Raw genomic sequence first — 14,403 nt, 5'->3', positions numbered from 1 at the left:
CGCGATCCCGTACCGGGGTGTCACTCTCCGGGCGATCCGCGCAGCCGTTGCCGCGTGTGCCGTCGCCCGGGGCCGGGAGACCAAAGGGGACCGGATACGCATGTGACGGGTGATGCGCACGAGAATACGGTACCGGCTTCTGATCCTGTCCGTTTCTGCAGTATTCGGCCTAGTTCGGCAAAATGTGACGAGGAACACGTTTATGGTCGGTGGCAGATCCCCGTTCGCCCGCCCCTGCAGGTCGGGCGATCTTCCGAGATTTGCGGGGGCTGGGGAATGTGCAGGTCAGAATGATTTCTGGGTGGCGGTTGCCATGAAGGAGATTGGTGGGTTCTCCGCGATGTGGATCGGTTCAGAAATAATGTAGAAACGATAACGGACGGATAACGACCCTTGCACCGGGGTTCGAGTGGACATGTTGTTATCCGTTTCGTAATCTGATCGAGACATTGCGGCAGGCGACGGGAACTTCCCGGGAGCACCGCCAATGAGAACCGAAAAATGCGCCTTTTCGCACCCTCGGTCGGAGACGGAACCACCGTCCGCGACCGGGACCGCGAGCCGGGGACCCGACAACCGAGCTTTCTGGGGTGAGTCCCGCACTAGAACGGCCGCCGTCACACGTGGCGTCCGTGGAGTGGGGTAGGAGCCTTCCGCTTCCGAACCCGACAGCTAACCCGGCAGGTAGACAACACTGGAAGATTTGGAGATTCATTCGTGGGTAAGCACAGCCGCCGTAGCAACAAGACGGTCCAGCGCACAGCAATTGCATCCGTCGTGACTTTTGGTGCCACCGCCGCTCTGGCGGGCCCGGCACAGGCCGCACAGGTTCACGTTCCCAACACCGACATCACGTTCGAGGTCGCGGGACTGGAGAACATCCCCAACATCGCGTCGGTCCCGGGTATCACCGAGTGGGTTCCCTCGCTCGCGGGACAGGCCGCCCAAGCCGATTACTCGGCCATCGCCGCGGCACCCGTCGCTCAGCCGGCGAGCCAGGGTCAGCAGGTCGTCGACGCAGCCCGTTCCAAGATCGGTTCCCCCTACGTCTGGGGTGCAACCGGTCCGAACGCCTTCGACTGCTCCGGCCTGACCTCCTGGGCCTACGCTCAGGTCGGTAAGAGCATCCCCCGCACGTCCTACGCGCAGGCCGCCGGAGGAACCCCGGTCTCCTACAACAACCTGCAGGCCGGCGACATCGTCGCGTTCTACTCGGGTGCCTCCCACGTCGGGATCTACTCCGGTCATGGCACGGTCATCCACGCCATCCAGTCCGGGACCCCGCTGTCCGAGACCTCCCTGGACTACATGCCGTTCCACTCGGCGGTCCGCTACTGATCTTCGGTCGCCATCTTCTGAGGCCGTCCTCCGGTAAACCCGGATGGCGGCCTCAGTTCCGTCAGTTCCCGGAACATCAGAAACAACCGTCACAACCTCCGGTTTTTCCGGCCGGATCAGCGGATCGCCCGTTTACCGGATGCCGTTCCGCGTTCTATAGTCAAGGGGTGCAGCGCTCCGAGGAGATCTGCACCCTCCAGTTCGTTCTCCCCGAAGGTGAGTCTTTCCGTGCAGCTCCCCAGGTCCCGTCGTCTCCGTCCGGTGCTCGCAGGCATCGCCGTTGTCGGTGTATCCCTCTCGTCGATCTCGCCGGCGACAGCGGATCCGGTGGAGACCCGGGTGGCTTCACCGGAGTCCGGTGACCTCGGTTCCCTGATCGATGAGCTCGATCGCCTCTCCCATGAGGCCGAGGCTCACACGGAGGAGGTCAAGGCGCTGGAGGAACAGCTGATCGACCGGGAACGGGAACTCGAGGAGCTCGCGAAGCGCGCGGCGGAGGCCCGGGAGCAGGTCGACTCGGCCGATCATGCGGTGGACGATGCTCGTGCCGAGGTCGACCGGATCGCCCAGTCCCGCTACCGTGGAGTGACCGTCGATCCGTTGACCATGCTCATCGATGCCACGGGGCCCCAGGAGGCCATCGACCGGTCCGCGTACATGAATGCGCTTTCCCGTCGGTACTCCGATTCCGTGCGGGTTCTGGAGGAGGCCCGGGCCCGTGCCGGAGAGGCCCGTGGTGCGGTGTCGCGGGCCCAGGCTCAGGCGGAGTTCCAGGCGGGCGACCTCCGTGTACGCAGGGAGAAACTCGAGGAGGAGCGCACGGAGCTGGATCGCCGAACCTCCGAGATCCGTGAACGGGTCGAGAGCATGTCCGCGGCGGAGAAGCTCGCGTGGATCAACAAGAACGGCCCCGTCGATCACTCGCTGGACGGAATCATGGGGCTGAATCCTTCCGGTATGTCGGCGCTCGAGCAGGCCATGACCAAGATCGGCGCCCCCTATGTCTGGGGAGCCACCGGCCCCAACGCCTTCGACTGCTCGGGTCTGGTCGTCTGGGCGTACGCCCAGCAGGGCAAGCATCTCCCGAGGACCTCCCAGGCACAGATGGCCGGGGGTGTTCCGGTGAGCCGGGACCAGCTGCAGCCGGGTGACGTCATCGGGTACTACCCGGGGGCGACACACGTCGGTATCTACGCCGGCGACGGCATGGTCATCCACGCCTCGGATTACGGGATCCCGGTCCAGGTGGTCCCGATGGACTCCATGCCTTTCGTCGGCGCGCGCCGCTACTGACCGCGGGCGACCCTGTCGATGACCCGGACGCTCCTCGTCACCAACGATTTCCCGCCCACCCTCGGAGGCATACAGTCCTACCTCAGGGACTACGTCGACACCCTGGACCCCGGGGAAACGGTCGTCTTCGCCTCGACCCAGGACCGGGTCGCCGCAGCGGAGCACGATGCCGGGGTCCGGTACCGGGTGTACCGGTGGGACCGCAGGGTCATGCTGCCCACCCCGGCGACGTCCCGTGAGATGGAACGGATCATCCGGGAGGAGGGCATAGAGACCGTGTGGTTCGGTGCTGCGGCGCCGCTCGCGCTGATGGCGCCTTCTGCACGGCGTGCCGGTGCGCGGCGGATCGTGGCCTCGACCCACGGACACGAGGTCGGGTGGTCGATGCTCCCGGGGGCCAGATCCGCTCTCCGCAGGATCGGCGCGGGCTGCGACCACATCACCTACATCTCCGACTACACCCTGGGGAGGTTCCGGAGCGCCTTCGGAGAGGACGTCACCTTCAGCCCGCTGCCCTCCGGAGTGGACACGACGCTGTTCCGGCCCGCCCCGGCGGCGGAGCGAATGGAGACGAGACGCTTGTTCGGGATTCCCCCGGCGGCGCCGCTGATCGTCTGCATCTCCCGCCTTGTCCCGCGAAAAGGGCAGGACCAGCTCATCCGTGCGATGCCGGCGGTGGTGTCGCGGCACCCTGACGCGCGGCTGCTCATCGTCGGGGAGGGGAGCTACCGCCGCAGGCTCGCCTCGATGATCCCGGAAGCCATCGCGGACAACGTCCGGTTGACCGGAAAACTCGACTTCTCCGCCATGCGACGGCTTCTCGCCGCAGCGGACGTCTTCGCCATGCCGTGCAGGACCCGGGGCGGTGGTCTCGATGTGGAAGGTCTCGGGATCGTGTACCTCGAGGCCCAGGCGAGTGGCGTGCCGGTCATCGCGGGTGATTCCGGCGGGGCGCCCGAGACGGTGACACCGGAGACCGGGATCGTCGTCGGAGGGCGTGACACGGCCGCTCTGGCGGATTCGTTGATCCGGTTGCTGGACGACGACCGACTGAGGGAACGGATGGCTGAAGCGGGGAGGAGACACGTCCTCGGGAACTGGACATGGGACATCATGGGCGGGCGTCTGCGGAACGTGCTGTCCGGAACTGCATCGATTTAGTGGCCCGGGCGTCGGGCCGCAAGTGGGGAGTTTCGGTTACCTCCCGATATAATGGCCAGGTTGTTGATCAGGACGTCAAAGAAGCAAGGTGCGCACATGCCACTCCCATCGGGTTCGGTCACCGTCGGTTTCGATATCGGTGGGACCAACCTCCGGGGTGCTGCGGTGGACGCCACGGGCCGCATCATCGACTCCGCCCAGGTGCCCACACCGGCCACCGCGGATGAACTCGAATCCGCGGTGGCGGAGATCGTCGCCCACCACGGCCGTCGGTACGAGGTGGGTGCCGTCGGTCTCGCGGTGGCGGGATTCCTCGATCCCGACTGCACCACGGTCCGTTTCGCACCGCACCTGCCGTGGCGGGACGCACCGGTCCGAGACACGCTGCAGGAGCAGCTCGGTATTCCGGTGACCCTCGAGCACGACGCGAACGCCGCGGCATGGGGGGAGTACCGCTTCGGGGCGGCACGGGGGGCGCGGGTGTGGACCCTGTTCGCGGTGGGCACCGGGATCGGTGGTGCGCTCATGATCGACGGCAGGCTCTACCGTGGCGCCTACGGAACGGCCCCCGAGTTCGGACACCTGACGGTCGTCCGGGACGGACGACCGTGTTCCTGCGGTAAATCCGGTTGCCTCGAACGCTACTGTTCGGGCACCGCACTCGTCGAGACCGCCAGAGAGATCATCGACCGGGGTGCCGACGGTACATACGGACTGTCGGCCGCCTACCGGGAGAACGGTGGCGGCGAACTCACCGGGCGCGCCATCATGGCTGCCGCCAGGGGGGGAGATCCGGTCGCGACAGCCGCGGTGGCCGACTACACAGGCTGGTTGGGGCAGGGTCTGAGCATCGTCGCGGACATCCTCGATCCGGAGTTGATAGTGATCGGTGGAGGCGTTTCCACCGACTCGGATCTCTGGCTCGAGGAGGCGCGCCTGCGGTTCGAGGAATCCATCGTCGGAGCCGGACACCGTCCGGTGGCACGCCTGGCCACCGCGGAGTTGGGTGCCGACGCAGGTATGATCGGCGTGGCGGATCTCGCCCGTAGCGGTGGCTGCTGAGCCCGGTGGGCTTCGGGAGACACCCGTCGCATGCGGACATCGGCCGCAACGGTCGCCGTACAGGTTTCGAGTCATCTCGTTGAAGGAGCGTATGACGCCATGAAGATCAAGTGGTACTGGCTGTTCAAGCAGGTGGTGATCGGGCCGTTCCTGCGGCTCTACAACCGCCCCGAGGTCCGGGGCGTCGAGAACGTCCCCGCCGAGGGAGGCGCCATCATGGCCTCCAACCACCAGACGGTCATGGACTCGTTCTTCCTTCCGCTGCTCATCCCCAGGCGGGTGACCTTCCTCGCCAAACAGGAGTACTTCACCGGCAGGGGAATCGTCGGGAAGCTGCAGCGTGCCTTCTTCCTCTCCGTCGGTCAGGTTCCGATAGACCGGAGTTCGGGTAACGCGGCACGCTCGGCCATCGAGACCGGCATCAAACTCGTCCGCGAGGGAAAGATCCTGGGAATCTACCCGGAGGGCACGCGGTCGCCGGACGGGCGGATCTACCGGGGGAAGACGGGCGTCGCCCGGATGGCCCTGGCCACCGGAGCACCCGTGATACCCGTAGCCATGTTCGGCACACGGCGGGCGAACCCGATCGGGACCTGGATACCCCGGCCCGCGAAAGTCGGTATGCACATCGGTTCGCCCATCGACCCGATGGAGTTCATCACCTCCCGGGGACTCGACAAGGACAGCTACGAAGCAGCGAGAGCCCTGACCGACAGAATCATCGAGGTTCTCGTGGAGATGACCGGCAACGAATACGTCGACTGCTATGCCGCGGACGTCAAGCAGTCGCTGGCTGCAGGACACGGGTATCCCGAGGGCATCGAACCCGTCTACAACCGGGTACGGTGAACACGGTGGACGGTACTCGGGAGAGGCCATATCCCCGGAAGATCCACACCGGACCCGCTTGGGCGACTCATCCCGGCCGTGCCGTGGACGTCTTCTTCTTCATCGTCGCCACACTCGCAGCCGTCATGCTGGCGGTCGACATCTTCCGTGCATCGTTCAGTACCCGGATACTCCACCTCGTGCTGCTGCTCCCGTTCTGGGGGGTCGTCGCATACCTGGTGCTTCCGCGCATCCACAGCCTCCTGACCGCGATCTACGTACCGGACTACTTCATCGGTCGAGCGCGTACCTCCGACGGCCTGCTGGGGGATCCGATCAATCTCGCCCTGGACGGGACCGCCCGGGAGATTCACCGGGCCATGACGAAGGCGGGGTGGATTCTCGCCGACGACGTCACGCTGCGCAGTTCACTCGGGATCATCCGCTCGGCACTGCTCCGGAAGAGCTACCCGCAGGCGCCGGTGAGTCCACTCCTGGTGTTCGGGAGGAAGCAGTGCCTCGCCTATCAGCAGGAGGTCGACGGCAACGCATCACAACGGCACCACGTGCGGTTCTGGCGTTGCCCCGACGGCTGGTACCTGCCAGGTGGCATCCGGGCGCAGTGGGTGGCCGCCGGTACGTACGACCGAGCTGTGGGGCTCTCCCTGTTCACTCTGCAGATCACCCACAAGATCGACGCCGACATCGACGTCGAACGTGATCACATCGTGAGTTCCCTGGAGGGCGCCGATCCCGGGATCCGGCACCGGGTGATCGAGAAATTCTCCACCGGTTACCACTCCCGCAACGGTGGCGGTGACGAGGTGCACACGGACGGAGATCTCCCGGTCATCGATCTGACAGGTTGTGCCTCGGCCACGGATTACGGTGACCTTCCACCTGCGGTGGTCCGGGCCGCGCGCGGATACCCCGACATCCGGGACCCCGCGGCTGGCGCCGCCGCGAGTGCCGATCCCGATCTGCCGGCCCGGTACGCGCCGGATTCGGGGGTGAAACGACCATCTTCCGTCATCGCCGGAGTGCTGCTCGCTCTCGTCGGCGTCGTCGCCGACATCATCGTTGACGTCCAGACGCTGGAACAGTTCATCGGAGAGGCCGGGACGGGACCGGGTGTCGCGCTGGAGGTTCTCCGCGGGATCAGTTACCTGGGGCTCCTCTACTGCGCGTGGCGCACCTGGAGGGGAAGCGGCGGTGCGAGAATCTGTCTTCTCGGTTTCGCTCTGTTCAATCTCCTCGTCGACGGCGCGATCATCGAGCTCGCCGGTGATCAATTCAACGGGTTGGGCGCGGCGACGGCGGTCGGAGCGAACATCGTGCTGCTGCTCGCCCTGTCCGGTGACGCCGCCCGTGTGTGGAGCACACGGGTGAGCGGCCGTGAGCCGCTGCCCCGGCATCACCGGGGTCCGGAGGTGGGCTGACGCGGAGACGGTGATGGGGGAGGTTGCGGTGTGACGTGGTTGGATGGACATCATGACCGACACCACAACACCCCCGTGCCCCGAATGCGCCTGTGAGTACACCTATCCGCTGGACGCCCTGATCATCTGTCCCGAATGCGCCCACGAGTGGGCACCCGGCGAGGAGACCCCGGATCCGGCCGGCGGCGGGGACACGGTGATCGTCGATTCCGTCGGCAACCCGTTGCACGACGGGGACACCGTCACAGTCATCAAGACGATGAAGGTGAAGGGTTCCGCTCAGCCGATCAAAGCCGGGACGAAGGTCAAGGGAATCCGGTTGGTGGATGGTGTCGGCGACCACGACATCGACTGCAGGATCGAGGGATTCGGAGCCATGCAGCTCAAGTCATCGGTCGTCCGAAAGGCGTAGCCGGGCGGTACATCGACGCCCTGTGCCGTTGATCAACGGCGCGGGTGTCAGACCAGGTGCCCGGACACGATCACGTTGTAGTCCAGATCGCGTCCGTCGCCCACGGAGCAGGCGATGAGGATGATGCGTCCGGGGATATCCGTGGAATTGAGCTCTATGTCGTTGATGGCGTCCGACTTCGGGACGAGCCAGGTGTTGTCCACCGTCCACTCACGCTTTCGCCCTCCGGAATCGGACATGGTGATCCGGGAACCGTTGAGGACCGGCGTCGCCCAGCGTCGCACGGTTCCACCACCGTAGGCCGGTACCTGCTGGGGTGGGGCACCGAGGTCGACCGACCGCGTGGCCAGTTCGGAGAAACCGTTGAATACGAGCCACTGCTGTGCCCAGGCATGTCCGAGGACGTAGACGGTGCCCCGTTCCGCCGCACCGGGTGAGACCCCCATGCCGTCGACCCACCGCACCATGCTGTTCTGCGGGCCCGGTGGGTTCAGTGGCAGAACGTAGGCCATCGGGCCGTAATCGGCACCGTCTACAGGTGCGGGACCGGTCATCCGGAACACCCCGTTCGCCCCGAGACCCGGCCCACCGACGACGGCCGCAGGAGAGGCGATCTGCGCTGCGGGAGGCTGCGGAGCGACAGGCTCCCCGGCCGCCGTATCAGCGGGTTCGGGGGCCGCCGGAGGAACCTGCGTCGTGCTCTCTGAAGTGATCGGGTCGGACGTGGCCGGGGAGGTCGACGGCGTCGGCGCGGCTTCCGTTGAGCCGACCATCGTCGTGGACGGCGGATTCGGGTCCGCCTGGCCCCGGGATGACCCGGCGGTACTGGCGGCCACCAGCACGACGGTGGCGATGGTGAGCAGAACCACTCCGAGTACGGAGAGGACTGTACGGAGGTGGGGACGGACACCGGTGGGGGCTTCGTTCATGTTGCCCATGGTACGCAGGCATGACGGGTCTCCACCAGCACCGGGGTGGAGGAGGTCGTGGTACGGCTACGGGTTAGACAGACCGGTCCGTCGAATGGCGCGGCGGTGAGGTGGAGCGCGTGTTTTCCGGGGGTGGGCATCGTGGGGAGAGGGTGATCTCCGACGGGCGCGTGCCGTGGAACGCCGTCAGGTGATCGTCTGTGCTGTTGAACGGCATTTTGCGGCCGCCACGTGATGAACCGCCCCGGTCTTTCCGGCGTGGCCCGGGACGGGCGTGGGAGCGGTCCCACTTGACAGACAAAGCGGTCTAGTATTGGCTTGTTTCCACGGCCGCAGGCCATCACGGGCCGCTCCGGCGGTCAAAACCGATCTGTTCAAGACGAACACAAAGGACCCTCCACCCATCATGAGCAACTCGATTACCGCCACCGTCGCAGGTGTGCCCCGCATCGGACCGAAGCGCGAGCTGAAGAAGGCACTGGAAACCTACTGGCGCGACTCCTCGACAGGCACCGCTCTCGCGGAGACCGCCCGTGTTCTGGCCCGCAACTCCGCTGCGGATCTCGTCGACGCCGGTCTCGACTCCGTCCCCACCATCGGACGCAGCTTCTACGACCAGATCCTCGACACCTCGGCGCTGCTCGGAGTGCTCCCCGCCCGGGTCCGCGACATCGCGGACCACGAGAGCACCGGTGACGGCGACGATCTGCCGGCCTACATCGACCGCTACTTCGCCGCGGCGCGCGGAACCGCCGAGCTTCCCGCGTCGGCCATGACCAAGTGGTTCGACACCAACTACCACTACATCGTCCCCGAACTGACCGCGGACACCCGGTTCGAACTCGACGACACGGCGTTCGTCGCCGACGTGAAGGAACTGGCCGCGGGCGGCTTCCCGGTCCGTCCCGTGGTCGTCGGTCCGCTGACCTACCTGGCGCTCGCGCGCACCACGGACGGTTCCGACGCGCTGGACCACCTGGACACGGTCACCGAGGCTTACGTCACCCTCATCGGTCACCTCGCCGAGGCGGGCGTCTCCTGGATCCAGTTCGACGAGCCCTGGCTGGTCACCGACATCGCAGGCGATGCCGCCCGCCGTGCGGAACTGCTCGCCCGCACCCGCGCCGCGTACGAGCGTCTCGCCGCCGCCGCGGCCGCCGCCCCCGGCGCGCCCGAGCTGCTGGTCCAGACCTACTTCGGTGACGGCGATGTCGCCGTCCGCACCCTCACCGGAACCGGGGTCGCAGCCATCGGCATCGACCTCGTCACCGGTCGCACCGACGAGCGTCGCTCCGGCGCCACCGCCACCCCGGACGCGGAGCTCCTCCCGTCCTGGAAGGGCGAGGAACTGCTCGTCGCCGGAGTCGTCGACGGCCGCAACATCTGGCGCACGGACCTCAGTGCCGCGCTGAACACCCTGAAGGCCCTGAAGGCCCGCGGCCCCGTCGCCGTGTCCACCTCGAGTTCGCTTCTGCACGTCCCCTACTCCCTCGCCCAGGAGACCTCCCTCGACGACGATGCCGAGCTGCGTTCCTGGCTCGCCTTCGGCGCGGAGAAGGCCGCCGAGGTCGCACTTCTCGCCCGCACCCTGACCGGTGCGGACGACGATGCCGACCGCGCGACGGTCGAGGAGTCCGCCAAGGCCGTCGCCTCACGCCGGGGATCCGCCCGCACCCACAACGAGCAGCTGCGCTCCCGTACCGCGGCCGTCACGGACGCCGACCGCGACCGCGACGACTACGACACCCGTGTCGCCGCCCAGCGCGAGGCACTCGGCCTGCCGCCGCTGCCCACCACCACCATCGGTTCCTTCCCCCAGACGACCGAGATCCGGCGCGCCCGCGCGGCCCACAAGAAGGGCGAGCTCACCGACGAGCAGTACACGCAGGCGATGAAGAACGAGATCGCCGACGTCATCCGCCGCCAGGAGGAACTGGGGCTCGACGTCCTGGTCCACGGTGAGCCCGAGCGCAACGACATGGTGCAGTACTTCTCCGAGCAGCTCGAGGGCTACCACTCCACCGATCTCGCGTGGGTCCAGTCCTACGGTTCCCGCTGCGTCCGCCCGCCGATCCTCTTCGGCGACGTCACCCGCCCGACCGCGATGACCGTCGATTGGTTCCGCGTCGCGCAGGACCTCACCGACAAGCCCGTCAAGGGCATGCTGACCGGCCCGGTCACCATGCTCGCCTGGTCCTTCGTCCGCGACGACCAGCCGCTCGGTGAGACCGCCGACCAGGTCGCCCTCGCACTGCGCGACGAGATCGACGACCTCGTCGACGCCGGCGCGAAGATCATCCAGGTCGACGAGCCCGCCATCCGCGAGCTCCTCCCGCTGAAGGCCGAGCAGCAGGCCGACTACCTCCGTTGGGCCGTCGGATCCTTCCGGCTCGCGACCTCCGGTGTCGCCGCCGACATCCAGATCCACACCCACATGTGCTACTCGGAGTTCAACGAGCTCATCGGTACGGTCAGTGATCTCAACGCCGACGTCACCTCCATCGAGGCCGCCCGCAACGGCATGCAGGTGCTCTCCGCGCTGAAGGACTCCGGTTTCCACGCCGGTGTCGGCCCCGGCGTCTGGGACATCCACTCACCGCGCGTCCCCGACCGGGGCGAGGTCGACGAGCTGCTCGCCGCCGCTCTCGACTCCGTCGATCCCCGCCAGCTCTGGGTCAACCCGGACTGTGGTCTGAAGACCCGCGCCTGGCCCGAGACGACCGCGAGCATCGAGGTTCTCGTCGCCGCGGCGAAGAACGCCCGCTCCGCCGTCTGACACACGGGCGGTACCCACCCGAACAGACCCCCGCGGCCGTCGACACGCACGACGACCGCGGGGTCTCCCTTTCCCGAACCCCCTTTTCCGAGGACACACCATGACCGACAACAATTCACTCTGGGAACTCGCCACCCGGCTCCGCAACGGACACCGCTACGTGGATCTCACGCACGCGTTCCATGCCGGACAACCGAAGTTCTCCGCGCTACCCGATGAGGAGCGCACCAGACTGTTCACCGTCACCGATCACGGATTCACGGTCGACGAGTACCGCTTCGTCGGCCAGTGGGGCACCCACGTCGACCCCCCGATCCACTTCGTCAACGGCGCGCGCACCCTCGATGAGCTTCCCGTCAACGAGATGATCCTCCCGCTGGCCGTCCTCGACGTCACGGAACAGGTCGCCGGAGACCCGGACTACACCCCGACCGTCGACGACGTCCTCGCGTGGGAGGAACGTAACGGCCGCATCCCCGAGGGCGGATTCGTCGCGCTGCGGACCGGCTGGTCGAAACGCTGGCCCGACGCCGACGCCATGTTCAACGCCGACGCCGACGGCGTGTTCCACTACCCGGCCTGGAACATCGAGGTCGTCCGGTTCCTCCTGGAGGAACGCGGCATCACCGCCATCGGCCACGAGACCACGGACACCGACCCCGGAGTCGTGGTCAGTGGGGGAGCACTCCCGACCGAACTGTTCCTGCTCCAGCAGGACCGGTGGCAGATCGAACTGCTCACCAACCTCGACCAGCTCCCCGAGACCGGTGCCCTCGTCGTCGCGACCTGGGCGAAGCCGAAGGACGGGACCGGGTTCCCGGCCAGGGTGTTCGCTATCCTCCCGTGACCCGCCGGGGTCCGCGGGACAGCAGAATCAGAGTGACCACGAGGTAGAGCACCGGCGTCAGGGCGAGGAGCTCGGTCAACGGATTCCCGCCCCCGGTGTACCCGGGCAGGGATGACTCGAGCGCGGTGGGCGGCCAGAACGACACCAGCAACCAGGCACCGAATGCAGCCGCCCCGGTGATCCGGGCGTCCCCGCTGTCGCTCCCGGACCGCACCCTCATCAGCAGCACCACGATCAGTGGTACGGCGAGGGCCCACCGCTGCACCGGGACCATGGGCAGGACCAGCAGCGGCACGGTCAGCCACACGGCCGCCCGCTCTGCCGTCGTGGCGCCGGAGTTCCGCAACCTGTACAGGGTCCAGGCCAGGAACACCGCGGCGACCACCGTCGGAATCACCGTCACCAGCGGGCTGGCGCTCCCCGTGACCCGGGCGAAGAGTCCGGCCGGGGAGGCGTTCAGGGCGGAATCGAGCGGCAGACCCGTCAAACCGGGAAGCGGACCGGCGACAGGCCACACCGCGACCAGGACCACGGCCCCCGACGCCAGCACCGTCGCCACGGCACGTCGACCACCCTGGAGCGCCACCGCACCGAGGGCGAGCACCGGCCACCCGGACAGTCCCACCGCCACCCCGGACAGCACCCCGCGCGGGAGTCTCCCGATCCTGGGTGCGAAGGCGTCCACGGTGAGCAGTCCCACCGCCAGGAGTGTCAGGGGGGCGGCGCAGAGGCCGAGCCGGACGGGCAGTGCCAGCATGATGACCGGAGCGGCGAACCCGATCACGCGCCACCCCGTCACGGGCACGACCACGAGAAGCCCGAGCAGTGCCAGAACCACGACGACGGCGAGTCCCGACCACGAGGATGCGTCCCCTCCGCCGCCGGCCGCGAGCACCTCCTCGATCACCGACGCCGACTCCTGGCTGACGTCGTTCGGGACGACCCCCGGAGTGGTCCCGCCGACAGCTCCCGAGGAGATGACGGCGACGACGGCCGCCAGCACCGCACCCGGCCACGCGGGCAGTCGGGCGGGGGTTGATCCGAGCCGACCCGGGCCGCCCCCGAGGACCTCCGGGGCGACCGTGGCCGCGCCGATCAGGATCACCGCAAGGAGGACGTAGGTCCCGCCGACGAGAAGGGCCACCGGTGACCAGTCCTCCTCGGCACCCCGGTAGGGGAGGGTCCAGTGCGGGGCGACGACCGCCGCGGTGAAGAAGGACGCCGCCAGCCAGAAGGCCAACGCGCCCGCGCGGGTGCCCCGCAGGTCCAGGGCGCGGCCCCCGAGGACCACGATCACCGGGGCGATCCACACCCAGTGGTGGGTCCACGACACCGGGGAACACAGAAGCGCCACCGCCGCATTCAGCAGGAGCGCACCGAGGAAAGCGCCGTGCGCCACCGCCCGGCGCATGGCCACGATCACCGCGGCGAGGACGGCGAGGACGGCGAGGAACCAGAGCGGCACCTGGAGTCCCTCGCCGACGATGCGTGCGAGAACTCCGCGGATCGACTGGTTGCCACTGTAGGACAGCTGCCCGATCCGGTCGGGGTCGGACAGGGTGTGCAGCCAGTACTCGGCGGAGTCGGCCGGGGTGATCAACCACGCGAGAGCGGTGAATCCCACTCCGGAGAGCGCACAGACCCCGGCGGAACGCCATTCCCGCCGTACCAGGAAGTAGAGGCCGAACACCGCGGGGGTCAGTTTGATCGCCGCAGCCAGGCCGATGAGGGTGCCCCGGGGAATCCGGGTTCGCCGGGACAGGACATCGAAGATGACGGCGGCCATCAGGAGTATGTTGACCTGCGCGAAGTTGAGCGTCTCCGTTACCGGTTCGAGGCGCAGCAGGAACGCGAGGAGCACGAGTGACACCGTTCTCCCCGTCGCCGGGTCCCAGTTCGGGCGGAGCCGGTCGAGGACGACGACGAGACACCACCACAGGGCGGCGACGCCCACGACATTCAGCAGGGCGGCACCGAGATCCCTGTCCACGAGTGCGGTGGGCGCGAAGAAGATGGCCGCGATCGGCGGATAGGTGAAGGGCAGTTCTATGCCGCCGACCGGAAACGACACGGTGTAGAGCGGAACGCCGTCGATCAGCGCGCGCCCGCCGCTCCGGTAGACGTCGAAGTCTATGTGGTAGCGGAGCAGTCGCCCGTTGTCCGGGCGGGACAGGTTGAACACCATCGGGATCATCGAGACGATTACCGCGAGAAGTGCGGTGGCCCGGAGAACGACAGGTACCGTTTCGAACCTGTGGCCGGAGGCGGTGCCGGGGTCGGAATCAGACATGACCCGGGATTCTATCCGCCCCGGCCCG

Annotated in this window: 11 protein-coding genes and 1 riboswitch; of the genes, 9 read left to right on the top strand and 2 right to left on the bottom strand. The window is 67.5% G+C overall.

The window, feature by feature from the left end; translation table 11 throughout:
* Positions 1-536 precede the first annotated feature (536 nt).
* Positions 537-702, top strand: a riboswitch (cyclic di-AMP (ydaO/yuaA leader).
* Positions 703-717: 15 nt separating this feature from the next.
* The 7 genes from KRX55_RS00470 (at position 718) to KRX55_RS00440 (ending at position 7,533) form a co-directional block, all read left to right on the top strand.
* Entirely contained in the window at positions 718-1,338 is a 621-nt protein-coding gene (locus tag KRX55_RS00470; protein ID WP_200256786.1) for a C40 family peptidase, read from the top strand.
* Positions 1,339-1,566: 228 nt separating this feature from the next.
* Complete coding sequence (locus KRX55_RS11975) at positions 1,567-2,631, top strand: C40 family peptidase (protein WP_370625711.1); 1,065 nt, start codon at positions 1,567-1,569, stop codon at positions 2,629-2,631.
* Positions 2,632-2,649: 18 nt separating this feature from the next.
* The gene (locus tag KRX55_RS00460) at positions 2,650-3,792 is read left to right on the top strand and encodes a glycosyltransferase family 4 protein (RefSeq protein WP_218405919.1); all 1,143 of its coding nucleotides are present in this window, start codon (positions 2,650-2,652) and stop codon (positions 3,790-3,792) included.
* 96 nt (positions 3,793-3,888) lie between these two features.
* A complete protein-coding gene (locus tag KRX55_RS00455; protein WP_218405918.1) occupies positions 3,889-4,854 on the top strand; it encodes an ROK family protein in 966 nt (321 codons plus the stop codon).
* 99 nt (positions 4,855-4,953) lie between these two features.
* On the top strand, positions 4,954-5,703 hold the full coding sequence (locus KRX55_RS00450) for a lysophospholipid acyltransferase family protein (protein WP_218405917.1): 750 nt from the start codon (positions 4,954-4,956) through the stop codon (positions 5,701-5,703).
* A gap of 83 nt (positions 5,704-5,786) precedes the next feature.
* Complete coding sequence (locus tag KRX55_RS00445) at positions 5,787-7,121, top strand: LssY C-terminal domain-containing protein (protein ID WP_267169060.1); 1,335 nt, start codon at positions 5,787-5,789, stop codon at positions 7,119-7,121.
* A 52-nt stretch (positions 7,122-7,173) separates the two neighbouring features.
* Complete coding sequence (locus tag KRX55_RS00440) at positions 7,174-7,533, top strand: zinc ribbon domain-containing protein YjdM (protein WP_218405916.1); 360 nt, start codon at positions 7,174-7,176, stop codon at positions 7,531-7,533.
* 47 nt (positions 7,534-7,580) lie between these two features.
* On the opposite strand, the gene KRX55_RS00435 is transcribed toward KRX55_RS00440, so the two are convergent.
* Positions 7,581-8,462: a sortase gene (locus KRX55_RS00435; RefSeq protein WP_255567442.1), complete on the bottom strand. Its 882-nt coding sequence runs from the start codon at positions 8,460-8,462 to the stop codon at positions 7,581-7,583.
* Positions 8,463-8,868: 406 nt separating this feature from the next.
* On the opposite strand from KRX55_RS00435, the gene metE reads away from it, so the two are divergent.
* Positions 8,869-11,238: a 5-methyltetrahydropteroyltriglutamate--homocysteine S-methyltransferase gene (gene metE / locus KRX55_RS00430; RefSeq protein ID WP_218405915.1), complete on the top strand. Its 2,370-nt coding sequence runs from the start codon at positions 8,869-8,871 to the stop codon at positions 11,236-11,238.
* A 100-nt stretch (positions 11,239-11,338) separates the two neighbouring features.
* A complete protein-coding gene (locus KRX55_RS00425) occupies positions 11,339-12,085 on the top strand; it encodes a cyclase family protein (RefSeq protein WP_218405914.1) in 747 nt (248 codons plus the stop codon).
* On the opposite strand, the gene KRX55_RS00420 is transcribed toward KRX55_RS00425, so the two are convergent.
* Complete coding sequence (locus tag KRX55_RS00420) at positions 12,072-14,375, bottom strand: glycosyltransferase 87 family protein (RefSeq protein ID WP_218405913.1); 2,304 nt, start codon at positions 14,373-14,375, stop codon at positions 12,072-12,074. The two genes, KRX55_RS00425 and KRX55_RS00420, sit on opposite strands and share 14 nt — an antisense overlap.
* Positions 14,376-14,403: the final 28 nt, after the last annotated feature.

It is taken from the genome of Corynebacterium sp. TAE3-ERU16, from assembly GCF_019209935.1.
In the GTDB taxonomy this organism is placed as follows: Bacteria; Actinomycetota; Actinomycetes; order Mycobacteriales; family Mycobacteriaceae; genus Corynebacterium; species Corynebacterium antarcticum.
Note: the sequence above shows the minus strand (reverse complement) of the source record. Positions and strands in the feature narration are given on the sequence as shown.